Here is a 15,785-nt window from a genome sequence, read left to right on the forward strand (position 1 = left end):
TAAAACAACTTTATTGCATAAAAACAATGAATTAGTGCAGTTAAGACAATTCCCATACAAGAAGCAGCTGTGTTTTAACGTTATAGGTTTACCCAAATCCCCAAAAAAGATGACTACACTTTACAAGACATCGCTAGCACTGCTGTTTTTAGGCCTTTTGGCCTGCACCAATGATGAAGGTGAAGAACGCGATCTGGATGTGGTGAAACCCAACGACCCGGATTCCGCCTTATTGGAACAAACCCCAGATACGACACGGACTTGGTATAGCGAGTAAGTTTTATTCTATTCAGCGCAACAGCGTATAGTATGATTCCGATATAACCGGGAAACCTACACCTCTTTAAATTCTACGGGACAGGCCGACACGATTCCTAAAAAAGGAATTGGATCCAATCAGATTTTAACCGTCGCCTAAATTGCGGAACAGGGTTCTCTTTCTTTGCCCTAGTCAGGTTAGGGATAGCAGCGGCATACTTTTTCAGGGAAAAAGATATAGCGTATAGCCCGGCACTACGCCATAGCGTAGGGCAACCCCCAAAAACTTGTTAGGGATAGTAGTTTATCCCAAAGCCGCTTAATTACCAGCGAAACGGTGACGCTCGCGGGCCAAGAGGGTGTTCTTTAACAACATGGCAATAGTCATAGGCCCTACACCACCTGGCACCGGGGTAATGAAAGAAGCTTTTTTGCTTACGTCTTCAAAATCTACGTCGCCACAGATCCTATAACCGCGTTCGCGACTCTCGTCGGGTACCCGGGTAATACCCACATCGATAATGACCACACCGTCTTTGACCATATCGGCCTTTACGAAATTGGGAACCCCAAGGGCGGAAATGATGATATCGGCCTCCGCCGTAATCTCGGCCAGGTTCTTGGTATGGCTATGGGTAAGGGTTACGGTAGAATTGCCGGGCCAGCCTTTGCGACCCATTAATATACTCATGGGCCTACCAACGATATGGCTACGACCGATCACGACCGTATGCTTGCCTTGGGTGTCTACCTTATAACGTTCCAACAGCTCCAAGATACCGAATGGTGTGGCGGGAATAAAAGTACTCATATCCAAGGCCATTTTACCAAAGTTGGTGGGATGGAAACCGTCTACATCTTTATCAGGGTGCACGGCCATAAGCACTTTTTGCGAATTGATCTGCGGGGGTAAGGGCAATTGGATAATAAACCCGTCGATGGCATCGTCTTCGTTGAGCTCGTGAATCTTTTTCAACAACTCGGTCTCAGAAGTAGTACCGGGAAGCCGTACCATGGTCGATTCGAAGCCTACGCGTTCACAGGCTTTTACCTTACTGCCCACATAGGTAAGGCTGGCCCCATCGTTACCCACGATTACCGCGGCTAAATGTGGCACTTTTTCACCATTGGCCTTCATCTTGGCCACCGCGACCGCTATCTCGTCCTTGATCTGGTTCGATACTTTTCTCCCGTCTAATAATTCCATTTTCGGTAGGTTTATTTGGTTGTATTCTATTTGGTTTAGCGCATGCCTTTCATGCCGCCCATCATCTGCATCATTTTTCGGCCTCCGCCACCTTGCATCATCTTCATCATCTTGCTCATTTGGTCGAACTGTTTCAATAACTGGTTCACCTCTTGTACCGAACGACCGCTACCTTTGGCGATACGTTTCTTTCTACTGGCATTGAGCATAGATGGGGTACTGCGTTCGTCTGGGGTCATGGAGTGTATAATAGCCTCTACATGTTTAAAGGCATCGTCGTCGATATCGAGGCCTTTTAAGGCTTTGCCCGCCCCAGGGATCATACCCATAAGGTCTTTTAAGTTCCCCATTTTTTTGATCTGTTGGATTTGGTTGAGGAAATCGTCGAAACCGAATTTATTCTTGGCAATCTTACGTTGTAGCTTACGGGCCTCTTCTTCATCGAACTGTTCTTGGGCCCTTTCTACCAAAGACACCACATCTCCCATACCTAGGATACGGTCGGCCATACGCGCCGGGTGGAAAACATCGATGGCTTCCATTTTTTCGCCCGTACCAATGAATTTGATGGGTTTGTTTACCACCGACTTGATCGAAATGGCGGCACCACCACGGGTATCACCATCGAGTTTGGTAAGGATAACCCCGTCAAAGTTCAAGATATCGTTAAAGGCCTTGGCGGTATTCACGGCATCTTGTCCGGTCATGGAATCGACCACGAAGAGGGTTTCTTCCGGCTTGATGGCCTTATGGATGTTAGCAATCTCGTCCATCATCTGTTCGTCTACCGCCAAACGACCCGCGGTATCGATAATGACCACATTGTTGCCCTCTGCCTTGGCTTGGGCAATACCAGCTTTGGCGATGGCTACGGGATCGTTATTACCCCGGTCGCTATATACGGGTACTTGGATCTGGTCGCCGACCACATGCAACTGATCGATCGCCGCCGGACGGTATACGTCACAGGCTACCAACAGGGGTTTCTTGCCTTTTTTGTTCTTTAAAAAATTGGCCAGTTTACCCGAGAAGGTGGTTTTACCGGAACCTTGCAGACCCGACATTAAAATCACCGAAGGGCTACCGCCTAGGTTTATGCCTTCGGCCTCACCGCCCATAAGTTCGGTAAGCTCGTCTTTAACGATCTTTACCATGAGCTGACCGGGCTGTAAGGTGGTCAATACATTCTGCCCGATAGCCTTTTCCCTTACCCTTTTGGTAAAATCTTTGGCAATCTTAAAGTTGACATCGGCATCGAGTAGGGCGCGCCTGACCTCTTTCATGGTCTCGGCCACGTTCACCTCGTTTATTTTCCCATGGCCCTTGAGTACGTGTAAGGCCTTGTCGAGCTTGTCACTTAAATTATCGAACATCTGCTATCTATTTTAAAGATTGCAAAGGTAATAATCTCTAGTTAGAATATAGGTAACTAATCAGAGCCCCAAATTTTGGCTACGAAATGGTTTTTTACGCTCTGTTTTTGTTATTTTTTTCTTACGTAGCGGTGCTATGCTTTGAAAAAAATTACTTCAACAGAACCCAAAATCCTAATTTCTCGCTTCAAAACCTGCGACACTGATTAGTTACGAATATAGCTCATGGATAATAGAGGATAGAAAATAGAGGATAGACTTTGGATCGTGGAATCGGGAATTTTAATTGTTTTTCATATTTGCCCCCTTTTGGGGGTTAGGGGGCTGAAAAAGAAAAGGTGGCCCTGAACCGGCCACCTTTTCACCCAAAACTTGAACCTAAATTAATATTTGATTCGACTTAATTATTCTTGTGTTTTATTGTATCTGCTCAAAAGTGAGGTAGTCTTTACCTTGGTCACCGTTGTAGTGCTTTAGCTTAAGAGTCCCATCTTTTACCTCGTATACTTGGTAATCGTTGGCCAACGGATACATATTGCTGGTATTGGCAAAAGAAATGATCATCTCAAGTCCGCCTTCGGCATTGCGATAGAATACCCAACGACCGGTATCGATCGGATCTTCGTTCTGTGTTACCGCCAATTCCCCACCATACTTAAACTGAAAGGTAAGATCGGCATACATTTCGGTACCCGGGTCTTCATTTTCCTCGAACAGGGTAATTTTCCATAGTGAATCGTCTAAAAGGGCCTTGATCTCGGCAACGTCTTCGTCGTTGGCATCGTCGTCACAATTACGTTCCAACTTAAGTTCGTAGGCATATTCCTCGATTTGGAATTTCATACGCTCTTCTTCCATATGCGACAGCAACCACTCAAAGTTCAATTCGGGCTCATCTTCGAAGCTAATGGCCAACACACGTTGGTCTTTATCGTTGCTTGTCAACTCCCACTCACCTTCTTTCTCGAAGTCCAGCCTATCGGTAAGGATCGCTACATTATCGGCCTGGAACTCTATGTGCAGCCCTAACAAACGGTTTACTTCCATGTTGTTGTGCTTCACATCTTTGATGATCCAGTGGCACTCGGCCATAATTTCCCGAAGGGTCTCTGGGGAAGGTATAATGGGGGCACAGTGCTTTTTCATAACAATTCGATTCCCATCGTCTCCGTATAGCTTGATTTTCCCTTCTTCAAGCTCATATACCTTCCAATCCAGAGTAAAATCGACCAAAGTATCGAACTCTAAATTGATCATAGCTCCCGCATCGGTCATACGGGTAGACCAAGTTCCATTCAATACATTCCCTTCTCGGTCATGCACGACAACTTCCCCTTCAGGTTTAAACTTCATTCTATATGCCTCATATTGTGGCGTATTATCTTGATTGTTCCGCTTTACCTCCAACACTTTCCAGGAGCAGGTCATCAACAACTCATCTAAATCGACATCTTCGAAATCGTCGTCGTTGTGATCGTTATCATCATCTTCATCACAAGCTTCCTTGGCTGCCTCTAAGGCATGGGCCAATTCGGCGTTCGAATTCACCACTACCTCACTACCATCGTAAAGGGTTAGGTTAATGGGAAACTCGAAGCCCACAAGATTACCAACCTCCAAGCCTGCAAAGAACCGGCGCAACTCCTTATCGTGGTTCACGGTAACCGTACCGGTCTGAACCTCATTGATATCAAAAGTATACAGCTTAATCGGGTATACGAAATCTATACATTCTACATCGTCGTCATCCCCGCCTTCAACACAGGCTTTGGCATGCTCATACAATTCTTCTTTGTTGTTGATTACGACCTCTGTATAATCGGAAAGGGTAATGGTAAGTGGAAAAATCAACTCCATCAATTCCTTTTTCCCATCCAATTTATCTAAAAGCTCTTCGATCAACTCAAGATCTTCCATATCATCGACCGTAACATCCAATCCGTTTACATTTACGGTGTACGGAAATTTAAGGGCGATACAACTGGCCTCGTCAATAATATTGTCATACGACCCATCTTTGGCCGTGGTTCCCATGATGAGATTGGCCGTTGGCGAGGTGGCTGCGAAGCTATCGGCTTCTTGTTGGGCCAACTCTACCTCTTCGAACTCATCTTGACATGAGGTAAACAATAGTGCCACACCCAGTAGGAAGGCCGGTACTATTTTGGTTATTGAATTTTTCATAACGATTTGGTTTTTTTCTTTTTCGATTATGGAACAACCCACTTTTATTTTACCCTACCCAAAATTTCGATTTTTTTAGAATATCTTTGGGAAAGCCCCTAAACACAAGGTCTTAATGGATAATGTTTGTGAAGAAAAAGTCTACAGCCAACTGTTTGAACAGCACGCTAAGACGGTTTTCAATTTTATCTTTTATAAATATGGTAACGAAGAAAAAGCAAATGATGCCGTACAGGAAGCATTCGTAAAACTCTGGGAAAACTGTGCCAAGGTACCACCAACCAAAGCGAAGTCGTATGTATATACCATAGCCAATAATCTATACCTTAATGTAATCAAAGCAGAAAAGATCCGCCTGAAATACAAGGAGAACGCCGAACAAAAGGTTTCTCATGAGTCGCCCGAGTATTTGATGGAGGAAGATCAGTTCCGGCAAAAATTGCAACAGGCCCTCGACGGACTATCAGAAGCCCACCGAACCACCTTTTTATTAAATAGGATAGACGGAAAAAAATATGCCGAGATCGCCGAGATGGAAGGGGTAAGCGTTAAGGCGATTGAAAAACGTATGAGCCAGGCCTTAAAGTTCCTAAGGGAGCGCATCGATGGGATTTAGGATTGACTATTGTTTGTTGTTTGTTGTTTGTTGTTTGTTGTTTATTGTTTATTGAATAACAGAAATTTATGAATAGGTCTCTCCATACATCGTACTTCGTACTTTGTACTTTGGACTTTGTACTTTGGACTTTCGACTTTCGACATGGGACAAAAATAAAAAGTAGGGTTTTTTAAAACCCGATTGTTATATACACGTAAAGACGCCTAAAATGAATGAGGATCTGTTACATAAATGGCTCAATAACGAGTTGAACGATACCGAAAGGCAGGCTTTTGTAAAGTCGGACGCCTTTGCGGCCTATGGTAAGATCGCCAAGGAAGCCTCCGCCTTACGGGGAGCCGAATTCGACGCCGATACCGCCTTTGCAGCTATCAAGGCTAAAAGGCATGCCACTAACCCAGGTAAGGTAGTGCGTATGCCCGCCTTGGGCACCCTACTTAAGATTGCCGCCGTATTGGTGGTGGCCCTGGGCACCTTTTTCTATTTGAACAACGGAGACGACACCTATAGTACCGACTTGGCCGAAACCCTCGAAGTACGCCTGCCCGATACTTCGGAAGTGCGCTTAAACGCCGGTTCGGAATTGGCCTATGATGCTAAAAATTGGGCTAATGTCCGTGAGTTGAAACTTTCTGGCGAGGCCTATTTTAAGGTTGCAAAAGGAAAAAAATTCACCGTTCATACCCAAGCGGGTGCAGTTAGCGTTTTGGGTACCCAATTCAACGTAAGGGAACGTAACGGCCATTTTGAAGTGGTCTGCTACGAAGGCTTGGTACAGGTAGACCATAAAGGCGAACAGATCAAACTATCGGCCGGTCAAGGTTTTAGAGCCCTGGTTGGTGATGCCAGTGTTGCGCTGACACAAACGGAAAGCGGTCCGTCTTGGATCCAAAAAGAGAGTAGTTTCGAAAGTTGGCCGTTGGCCCAGGTCTTGGCCGAGCTAGAACGCCAATATGATATTAGCGTAGCAACGGAAAATGTAGATCCCCAGGCCCGTTTTAGCGGTAGCTTTACCCATACCGACCTCGATCTGGCCCTAAAGAGTATTGCTGCCCCATTCAATTTAACATATACCCAATCGCAAGGAAAAGTTCGCTTGTATGCCCAAAGCAACCCCTAAGGCCCGCATCCTACTCGGATGTTTATTACTGCTTTTAGGGATACAGAGTTTTGGACAGGCCACCGATAACGTAACCCTACGCGCTTTGCTGGAACAACTAGAATCCCGGCACGATATCCGCTTTTCCTATGCTAACCAAGATGTAGACCAGATCTTTCTTCCCCCAATCAGTGAAAACAGTCCATTGACCGGCGCACTAAACCACATCAATTTGTATACTGGTTTAAAGGTGCAAAAAATAAACAGCCGTTATTACAGCCTTGTACTCCCCACTGCCTTAAACATTTGTGGTTTTGTACTCGATAACTTTGGAAAAAACACGGTTTCTGGGGCCACGATAGAAGTTCTGGGAACCGAAACCAAACTGATTACCGATGCCCAGGGCAAGTTCGAATTGCAAAATGTGGCCCGGGGCACCCAACTGCTCATTCGATTTTTAGGGTTTAAAAGACAAGTGGTGACAGCGGAGGAGCTCGACGCCCAAAAGGGATGTCAACGTATTATGCTTGCCAAAAAATACCATAAACTAGACGAGGTTATACTATATGAGTTCCTAACTACGGGTTTACGTAAGAAAACCGATGGTAGTATTGAAATGGATACCGAGGAATTCGGTTTGCTCCCCGGACTTATAGAACCCGATATTTTACAAACGGCCCAGGCCCTACCCGGAATTCGCAGTATTGACGAAAGTGTATCGAATTTAAATGTCCGCGGGGGTACAAATGACCAAAACCTTATCCTTTGGGAGGGCATAAAAATGTATCAATCGGGGCATTTTTTCGGACTCATTTCGGCCTTTAACCCCTATTTGACGGACCATGTGGTACTTACCAAAAATGGTACCTCGGCACGTTATGGCGATGGGGTAAGCAGTCTGATCTCTTTAAAGACCCGCAACCATTTGGTGGATCGGTTTACAGGTGGCGCCGGTATAAACCTGATCAATGGGGATGTTTTTGGTCAAGTGCCTTTGCGACAAAACATGGACCTTCAGTTTTCGGCCCGTCGTTCTTTTAACGATTTCGTAAACAGCCCCACTTATAACAGCTTTGTGGAAAAAACCTTTCAGGATACCGATGTGCGTATCGCCGGATTGCCCCGGGAAATTGAACGCAGATCGAACGAAGATTTCCACTTTTACGATTTTAGCCTAAAATATCTGTGGGACTTAAACGACAGTCATAAATTCAGGCTCAGTTTTATCAATATGCAAAACGAATTGTCGTATGAAGAAACAGACGCCAGCGATGTACTGACCAATGAAAGCTCCCTGAAGCAAGGCAACATTTCTGTTGGAGGCCAATGGAGCAGTACTTGGTTTAATGGGTTACAGACCCGTTTGGAAGGCTATTACACCCGATATGAAATGCTATCGAACAGTGATAAGGTTCAAGACAATCAATTACTGGCACAGAAAAACACGGTTGAAGAAGCGGCCCTAACCTTTAGTACCGAATATGCCTTTACCGAGCAGCTGCGGTGGGTTAACGGGTATCAGTTCGTAGAATCGGGGGTGGGTAATTTTACCAATGTTAGCCTTCCTCCATTTAAAAGTGATATTAAGGAAGTGGTTCGTAGCCATTCGGTATTTTCTGAAATGGCCTATAGCTCACCGAACGAAAAACTTCATGCTCGATTGGGCGCCCGCTTGAACTATATCCAAAGTCCAGATAATTTGGTTAGCGCCAATGGTTTTGACACCTTTATCCCCGAGCCCCGGTTAAACCTCAGCTACAAACTGAACGACTATTGGGCCGTACAGCTTTTGGGGGAATTCAAAAGCCAGACCACCAATCAGGTAATTGATTTAAAACAAAACTTTTTGGGTATAGAAAAACGGCGTTGGGTTCTCTCAGATAACGATTCGCTGCCCATTTCCAAAAGCAGACAGCTCTCATCTGGCATAAGCTATGATTCTAAAAGCCTGTATATGGGCCTTACCGGTTTTTGGAAAAAGGTTAAAGGGATCAGCACCAACACCCAAGGCTTTCAAAACCCGGGGCAATTTAACGGGGAGGTGGGCGAATATACCGTAAAGGGTGCCGAATTTTTGATCAACAAAAAAGGGGCGCGCTATTCTACCTGGTTGAGTTACACCTTTAACCAAAATGATTATTACTTCGAGGATTTGGACCCATCAACCTTTCCGAACAACCAAGATATACGGCATAGCGTGAACCTGGCCGCCACCTATAACCTAAATGGATGGCAAATAGGTGCCGGACTTAACTACCATTCGGGCCGACCTTATACCCAACCCGATTCCGACGACCCCATAAACAGTACTATATTCCCCTCCCAAATTAATTACAACAGTCCTAACAGTAGTCGTTTGGACGATTATATAAGGGCTGATGCTTCGGTGGTGTACAAGTTAAACCTCAGTGCTCGTGTCAAAGCATCGGCCGGTGCCTCGGTACTGAACCTGTTCAACAAAACCAATATTCTGAACACCTACTACCGCCTAAACCAAGACAACCAAACCGTTGAGACCATTAGACAAGGCTCACTAGGCTTTACCCCTAACTTTAGTTTTCGGGTATACTTCTAAGTACGTAATGCGAATCAAGGGTCAATGTAATCTATTGAAAACCAAATGCAATATCTCAGTGTAACTCTGCGTATTCTCGGCGTTCCTCTGTGTAACTTGAACCTTATGTGTTGTTACACAGAGTTTCACAGAGTAGCCCAGAGGACCACAGAGAGTTCAACTCTTGATTTACGTTCGTAACAAAAAGTAATGATTTAAGGCTCAATTTCAAGGGCTTCAAGGATTTTATCAAACACTTGATTATTCCTGCACACCCCTTTAAAATGTTCGGCCCCGGGCCCATAGGCAAAAATAGGCACCATAATACCGGTATGGTCGTGGGTGGTAAAATCGCCTTGAATATACCCCTGTTCCATGTGCCCTTGGGGTAGACTAAATCCACCGGTCTCATGATCGGCCGTAACTATTACCAAAGTTTCATTATTCCCATCTGCAAATCGAAGTGCCTGGGCTATACAAGCATCGAAATCGAGTACTTCAGTAACAATTCCTTGGGTGTGGTTGGCATGCCCAAAAGAATCGACCATACCGTTTTCCATGAGCATGAAGAAAGGTTTCTTTTTGGACTTCAGATATCTGAGCGCCCCTTCCATTAGTTCTGGCATTAGATTTCCACGCCCGTCCATTTTCGCGGGCAATGCACCCTCGGCCAAAAACAGACCCAATCGACCTGCCTGACCCTTTTGGGATACCTCCGATACCGATGCGGCCCATTCAAAACCATTTTCTTCCAGACGTTCCAATTGTTTTGCAGAGAAATTGGCTTTGCCCGCCCCTGCAAATAGGGTAAACGGATTTTCAACAAACTGTTTGGCCATAGTTTCTTCTTCCCCACGATCAACCACATGGGCATAAAAGGCCCCCGGCGTGGCTCCGGTAAGGGCATCGGTGGTAATCAAAGCGGTATGCCATCCTTTTTGCGATAACAATTGGGGCAGATTTCCCAGTGGTTTACCGTTTGGCCCAACCCCAATGGCCCTATTATTGGTACGCACCCCTGTGGCGTAGGCCGTGGCACCGGCGGCGCTATCGGTAGTAAAATCGTCTGTGGCTTGGGTCTGTACAAATCCAATGTCAGTCAGTTGGGTAAGGCTTAATTGACCTCCATTCGACAAGGTGGCCGCACTAATTTGGGCCAGTCCCATACCATCGCCTATCATTAAAATGACATTTTTAGGTCGCTTCCCTGTCTGTATATAATCATACGAAGGTCGGTACACTTCCTTCTTTTTGGTTAGTTGTGATTCGCAATCTTCCAGACCATCGAAAAACATACGCACTCGCTGCGGATGGTCGGTATTAATATAATCGACCCCGAGGTCATACAGTTTTTTCCAAGCCGTTTTACTATCTGGGGTAGCCCACAAGCGCACAGGCTTTTCAAAAGATTTAGCCTTGGCTATAAAGGCGGTAACCCGTTCCAAATCTTTGTGGGTAAAACGACCTTTTCCATTCCATCGCGACAACCGATAAAAGCCCGTACTGATCATGGCTATTTTTTGCCAAGCCGCAGAGGGTACATTATCCATATTTTGGCAATCGAATTGGATGTAGTCTGGGTATTGGCCATAATCGGCCGGTTTGGGTCTTTTACCAGAAATAACAACCCGCACCCCATCCGGGTTGTTAGGCCATAAAAAAACCAAGTAAGGTTGTAAGGCGGCATCAATGGCCTTCAAAGTGGTATAGGCCTCGGTTTTCGAATCGATCATTAATTGAAACCCTAAACGCTCGGTACCATAGCGCGCCGCAATGGTTTCTAAAGGCGCTAAATAATCTGTAGCCAAAGTACGGGCCGTGCTGATCGTTTCTTCTTCGTGCGCCACATACAATTGCCTATTCTTTAAAAACACATCTACTTCAATAGAGGCCGCTTTGGCCGAAAAGGCGTTCCAGAATGGGGTTTCTTGCTGATAATCGTTATGGGAATGGATCTTTACCTCGGGCGATTGGGCCATCAATCCCTTAGAAAGGAATAAAAAACTACAAAGAATCAGGTTTCGGAACATGGGTTTGGATTTTGGCGCAACCTATAAAAAATAAAAGCCCTATACATTACCCTAGGGTTAACATAGTTCGATAAACTCGTGTTTTAGCATGGTTTTTAAAATGGCGTACATTTTCGGGAATTCCTTGTTAAAGAAACCCGGGGTTTCCACATAATTCTCAACCGATACGGCAAAAAACTCATGGATATTAGACTCGCCATAGGCCCTAAAATATTCGGTACGTCTCATTTTCTCTCGAAAATCAGGGTTTGCAAAACGCAATTGGATGGCCCTTAGTCCTACGGTAAACCGCCTACTTTCATAAGAACGGCCCCGCAACATGGAAAAAACCAAAGCATGGGCCAACTCGTGATAGGCCAGGTTTTTGTTATCAAAGCCATCAGCAAAACCTTCCAACAGTTTTTTACGGGAAAGCACCAAGGTCTTCAGTTTTGGGTTGAATTCGCCATAATGCCGCTTTTGGTTCGACTTGGAAAAATAACTGTCCGGATAGACCACAATACGTTTCACCGAAGGGTACCAGTACCGATCTAACCCCCAACTCAGCGAAACGGCCGTGGCGCCGATCAACAACTCAATAACCTCGGTATTGGCCATCTTTCCTTGAAACCGGATACGTTTCCGGTTTAAAAAACGCACCAAACGCTCCTGAAATCGTTTTTGATCTTTCTCGTTAAGGCTCTGGTAAAACGGGAACGAACCCTTTAAAAAATCGATATGGGCGGCACGTAAGGGGTACTTTCGCTTCCTAAATCCTATAAAACCTTCGCTTAGGCGGATAAAAAAACTAAGCAATAACACCCCAAATAAAACGAGTCCGGTTATAATCACGGTTTCCATATCCATCCCATAGCGATTTACAAAACGGCATTAGGCCAAGGCACTGGTTTCCCCGTAGCCTTAACTACAGGCATTTGCGCCTTAACGGACTTAAGATATTCAGTAAGTTGATCAGCTAATTCTAAGGATTTATGCGGTTTTTCTAGCGCTAGATTACGAGTCTCGCCTATATCATCTTTAAGATTGAAAAGTTCCAAGTGTTGGTCTTCGTGAAAATAAATCAACTTCCAATCGCCTTTTCGGATCGCACTATAGGCTCCTATACCCGGGCCTGTTCCGCCCCATTTATTGGGGAAATGCCAATACAACTTACGTTCATAGTCCATTCGCTGCCCCCTAAACAAGGGCGTAAAACTTTTCCCATCGAGGGTTTGGGGTGTTGCCGCAATTGATACACCGGCCACTGCCAAAAGGGTCGGATAAAAATCTTCTATGATCAAGGGTTGATCCGTTGTCGTGCCCGCCTTGATTACGGCAGGCCAGTGGGCCAACATGGGTTCGCGAATACCACCTTCATAAATAGAACCTTTACCACTGGCCAACGGTTTGTTATGGGTATGCTTTTCACCACCCCTGGCAACGGCACTTAAACCACCATTGTCGGACATAAAAAGAACTAGGGTGTTTTCATCAATCTGTTTTTCTTCCAAGAAGTCGAGCAGATCGCCCAAGCTTTTATCCATAGCTTCTACCATAGAGGCATATTTGGCCTCAATGGTATCGAGACCCTTTTCCAAATACTTTTGATAGAACCTTCGATCTTGCATTATAGGCGTATGCACCCCGTAATGGGCCATATGTAAGTAAAAGGGACTGTCTTTTTTTAAGGCATCCTCCAGGGCTATTTTGGCCTCTAGGGTCAACGCCTCCGTAAGATTGGTCTCGGTACCATGGTATGTATCCAGACCTGGTACGGCCCAAACCTTTCGTTTAGGATTGCCGTTTCCATAATTATCCTCACCCAAATAACTTCCAGGTGCCCCGGCGGCATGCCCGGCTATATTAACCTGAAAACCCAATTTTAGTGGATCTTCGCCCGGTGTACCTATGGCACCGAAATGGGCCTTACCACAATGAATGGTGGTATAACCGGCCTCGGCCAAGCGTTTGGGCAAAGGCTCCGCTTTTACGGAATTAGGTACACCTTCCACGGAAACCCCGTTCACGTTCCAAAACGGGATATCCAAGGTTTTATGGTTAGTTTCCATAGGTTTTATCTCATTGGCATGTAAGGTCCAGTTGGTAACCCGGTGCCTAGCGGCGTTCATTCCCGTTAGATAACTGACCCGGCTCGGGCTGCATACGGCCGTGGCATAGGCTTGGGTAAACTTGAGTCCCGATTGGGCCATACGCTCCATATTCGGGGTATGATATCTTTTGTTCAAGGAGGTCTTGCTAGTAAAAAAGGGTACGGAAGTATCTTGCCAGCCCAAATCATCGACCAAAAAAACAATAATATTAGGGCGTTCTGGTTGCTGCTGTGCCTGTGAAGATAATGGCATGGCCAAAGCACTACATACTAAAAGAAGTAATAATCGCATGGTTTGTTGTGGTTTGCCCTAAAGATAGTTTAAAAGGGAATGGCCCTTATAGGTTTTAGATAAAATAGGGCCCATAGCCATAGTATCTTAGTTTGGTTCATCCCCTTTTATCCCCCCGGGGGGATGGTCATATCCAACACCGAAAACCTAAACCATTTATTTATAAATTCCCCCTCTGGGGGTTAGGGGGCTCCTACATACGCTCTGGCACCTCAATCCCTAGAAGGGCAAAGGCATCTTTGATGACCAAACCTACTTTTTCGGCCAATTGCACCCGGAAAACCTTTACTTTCTCCTGGGTCTCACCCAAGATGGAGACATTCTGATAGAAAGAGTTGAATTCCTTAACCAAATCGTAGGTATAATTGGCGATCAAGGCCGGACTGTATTGCTCGGCGGCCATTTGTAATACCTCAGGAAACTGCTCGATCTGTTTGATCAACTCTTTTTCCTTGGCATGGAAACCTTCGGGTAAATCGGTCAAGGCAATGGTTTGGGTATAATCGAAATCGGCTTTTCGCAAAATAGACTGGATCCGTGCGTAGGTATACTGTATAAACGGCCCGGTATTGCCTTGAAAATCGACGGATTCCTCCGGATTGAACAGAATGCGTTTTTTGGGATCAACCTTTAATATGTAATATTTTAAGGCCCCTAATCCAATGGTTTTGTAGAGTTCCTTTTTCTCGGCTTCGGAATAGGCATCCAATTTGCCCAGTTCTTCGGAGATCTTTTCGGCCGTTTCGGCCATTTGCACCACTAGGTCGTCAGCATCTACCACGGTACCCTCCCTACTCTTCATTTTTCCGGAAGGCAGGTCTACCATACCATAACTTAAATGGTACAATCGTTGGGCCCAATCGAAGCCTAATTTTTTTAGGATTAAAAACAACACCTTAAAGTGGTAATCTTGTTCGTTACCAACAGTATAGACCATTCCGGTAATATCGGGATAATCGGTTACCCGTTGAATGGCCGTACCGATATCTTGTGTCATATACACAGCGGTACCATCGGCACGTAATACGATTTTTTCATCGAGGCCTTCGTCGGTCAGGTCGCACCAAACCGAACCATCTTCTTTTTTAAAGAATACGCCTTTTTCCAGACCTGTGTTCACAAAATCCTTACCCAACAAATAGGTATTACTCTCATAATACAGGCAATCAAAATCTACCCCTAGGTTTTTATAGGTAATATCGAATCCGTCATAAACCCACTTGTTCATGGTTTCCCAAAGCTGGACTACCCCGGAATCGCCCGCTTCCCATTTTCTAAGCATTTCTTGGGCTTCCAACAGTATGGGGGCTTCTTTTTTAGCCTTTTCGATTTCCATACCCCCGGCTACCAAAGTCTCTATCTCCGCTTTATAGGCCTTATCAAAGGCTACATAGTAGTTCCCTACCAACTTATCGCCTTTAAGCCCTGTGGATTCAGGGGTTTCGCCCTTGCCAAAACGTTGCCAGGCCAACATGGATTTACAGATATGTATGCCCCGATCGTTTATGATCTGGGTTTTATAGACTTTGTTACCGGCCGCTTTTAAAATCTCGGCTACCGAATACCCCAAGAGGTTGTTCCGGATATGGCCTAAATGTAAAGGCTTATTGGTATTTGGGGAGGAATACTCCACCATTAAAGTTTGATCTGTTGGTTCTTTTTCGTAGCCAAACTGGGCCTGGCTACGGGCCCCATTGAAAAAAGAAAGGTAGTAGGCCTCAGAGACCACCAAGTTTAAAAATCCTTTGACGACATTATAACCGGAAACCTCATCGACATTTTCGGTCAAATACGCCCCGATCTGCTCCCCAATCTGTACCGGATTTCCCTTAATATGGCGCAACATTGGAAATACGACAACCGTTATATCGCCTTCGAAATCTTTACGTGTGGCCTGAAATTCTACCGAAGGCAAGGCTACTTCGAAAAGGGTATTTACCGCTTGTTTTACTTGTGCTTCCAAAAGTTGTTGCAAATCCATCATTTCCCTATTTACGGCAGCAAAACTAAGCATTTTCCTATGTTAAATTTTCACTTACTCCCGGTATTTTATGATTTTATAAAAATTAATTTCGTTGTT

The 15,785-nt window shown here is 45.2% G+C and carries 11 protein-coding genes; 4 read left to right on the plus strand and 7 right to left on the minus strand.

The features are described from left to right. Positions 1-109: 109 nt before the first annotated feature. Positions 110-277 carry a hypothetical protein gene (locus B7P33_RS19315; RefSeq protein ID WP_172435845.1) on the plus strand — a complete coding sequence of 56 codons (168 nt, stop codon included), beginning with the start codon at positions 110-112 and terminating at the stop codon, positions 275-277. Positions 278-577: 300 nt separating this feature from the next. Here the strand turns inward: B7P33_RS19315 and B7P33_RS03825 are convergent, their stop codons facing one another. The 3 genes from B7P33_RS03825 to B7P33_RS03835 form a co-directional block, all read right to left on the minus strand. Further along, positions 578-1,465, minus strand: a complete 888-nt coding sequence (locus B7P33_RS03825; protein WP_097440608.1) for a bifunctional 5,10-methylenetetrahydrofolate dehydrogenase/5,10-methenyltetrahydrofolate cyclohydrolase — start codon at positions 1,463-1,465, stop codon at positions 578-580. A gap of 35 nt (positions 1,466-1,500) precedes the next feature. Further along, positions 1,501-2,838 carry a signal recognition particle protein gene (ffh, locus tag B7P33_RS03830; RefSeq protein WP_097440609.1) on the minus strand — a complete coding sequence of 446 codons (1,338 nt, stop codon included), beginning with the start codon at positions 2,836-2,838 and terminating at the stop codon, positions 1,501-1,503. 417 nt (positions 2,839-3,255) lie between these two features. Further along, the gene (locus B7P33_RS03835; protein WP_245871634.1) at positions 3,256-5,022 is read right to left on the minus strand and encodes a hypothetical protein; all 1,767 of its coding nucleotides are present in this window, start codon (positions 5,020-5,022) and stop codon (positions 3,256-3,258) included. A 115-nt stretch (positions 5,023-5,137) separates the two neighbouring features. On the opposite strand from B7P33_RS03835, the gene B7P33_RS03840 reads away from it, so the two are divergent. The 3 genes from B7P33_RS03840 (at position 5,138) to B7P33_RS03850 (ending at position 9,315) form a co-directional block, all read left to right on the plus strand. After that, positions 5,138-5,638, plus strand: a complete 501-nt coding sequence (locus B7P33_RS03840) for an RNA polymerase sigma factor (RefSeq protein WP_097440610.1) — start codon at positions 5,138-5,140, stop codon at positions 5,636-5,638. Between the two features lie 211 nt (positions 5,639-5,849). Next, positions 5,850-6,761 carry a FecR family protein gene (locus B7P33_RS03845; RefSeq protein WP_097440611.1) on the plus strand — a complete coding sequence of 304 codons (912 nt, stop codon included), beginning with the start codon at positions 5,850-5,852 and terminating at the stop codon, positions 6,759-6,761. Then, positions 6,742-9,315, plus strand: a complete 2,574-nt coding sequence (locus B7P33_RS03850; RefSeq protein ID WP_097440612.1) for a TonB-dependent receptor — start codon at positions 6,742-6,744, stop codon at positions 9,313-9,315. The genes B7P33_RS03845 and B7P33_RS03850 overlap by 20 nt, the downstream gene beginning before the upstream one ends. A gap of 194 nt (positions 9,316-9,509) precedes the next feature. Here B7P33_RS03850 and B7P33_RS03855 read toward each other — a convergent pair whose 3' ends face one another. The 4 genes from B7P33_RS03855 to argS form a co-directional block, all read right to left on the minus strand. Beyond that, positions 9,510-11,324: an alkaline phosphatase gene (locus tag B7P33_RS03855; protein WP_097440613.1), complete on the minus strand. Its 1,815-nt coding sequence runs from the start codon at positions 11,322-11,324 to the stop codon at positions 9,510-9,512. Positions 11,325-11,381: 57 nt separating this feature from the next. Beyond that, the gene (locus B7P33_RS03860; protein WP_172435846.1) at positions 11,382-12,164 is read right to left on the minus strand and encodes a zinc-dependent peptidase; all 783 of its coding nucleotides are present in this window, start codon (positions 12,162-12,164) and stop codon (positions 11,382-11,384) included. Between the two features lie 17 nt (positions 12,165-12,181). After that, a complete protein-coding gene (locus B7P33_RS03865) occupies positions 12,182-13,705 on the minus strand; it encodes a sulfatase (protein ID WP_097440615.1) in 1,524 nt (507 codons plus the stop codon). 193 nt (positions 13,706-13,898) lie between these two features. Further along, complete coding sequence (gene argS / locus B7P33_RS03870; RefSeq protein ID WP_097440791.1) at positions 13,899-15,686, minus strand: arginine--tRNA ligase; 1,788 nt, start codon at positions 15,684-15,686, stop codon at positions 13,899-13,901. Positions 15,687-15,785: the final 99 nt, after the last annotated feature.

The organism is Sediminicola luteus, assembly GCF_002514735.1.
Taxonomy (GTDB): Bacteria; Bacteroidota; Bacteroidia; order Flavobacteriales; family Flavobacteriaceae; genus HQA918.

What these genes read in the sequence shown, in the direction of transcription:
- B7P33_RS19315 (WP_172435845.1), top strand. Translation starts at nt 110, where the DNA reads ATGACTACACTTTACAAGACATCGCTAGCACTGCTGTTTTTAGGCCTT.
- B7P33_RS03825 (WP_097440608.1), bottom strand. Translation starts at nt 1,465, where the DNA reads ATGGAATTATTAGACGGGAGAAAAGTATCGAACCAGATCAAGGACGAG.
- ffh (WP_097440609.1), bottom strand. Translation starts at nt 2,838, where the DNA reads ATGTTCGATAATTTAAGTGACAAGCTCGACAAGGCCTTACACGTACTC.
- B7P33_RS03835 (WP_245871634.1), bottom strand. Translation starts at nt 5,022, where the DNA reads ATGAAAAATTCAATAACCAAAATAGTACCGGCCTTCCTACTGGGTGTG.
- B7P33_RS03840 (WP_097440610.1), top strand. Translation starts at nt 5,138, where the DNA reads ATGGATAATGTTTGTGAAGAAAAAGTCTACAGCCAACTGTTTGAACAG.
- B7P33_RS03845 (WP_097440611.1), top strand. Translation starts at nt 5,850, where the DNA reads ATGAATGAGGATCTGTTACATAAATGGCTCAATAACGAGTTGAACGAT.
- B7P33_RS03850 (WP_097440612.1), top strand. Translation starts at nt 6,742, where the DNA reads ATGCCCAAAGCAACCCCTAAGGCCCGCATCCTACTCGGATGTTTATTA.
- B7P33_RS03855 (WP_097440613.1), bottom strand. Translation starts at nt 11,324, where the DNA reads ATGTTCCGAAACCTGATTCTTTGTAGTTTTTTATTCCTTTCTAAGGGA.
- B7P33_RS03860 (WP_172435846.1), bottom strand. Translation starts at nt 12,164, where the DNA reads ATGGAAACCGTGATTATAACCGGACTCGTTTTATTTGGGGTGTTATTG.
- B7P33_RS03865 (WP_097440615.1), bottom strand. Translation starts at nt 13,705, where the DNA reads ATGCGATTATTACTTCTTTTAGTATGTAGTGCTTTGGCCATGCCATTA.
- argS (WP_097440791.1), bottom strand. Translation starts at nt 15,686, where the DNA reads ATGGATTTGCAACAACTTTTGGAAGCACAAGTAAAACAAGCGGTAAAT.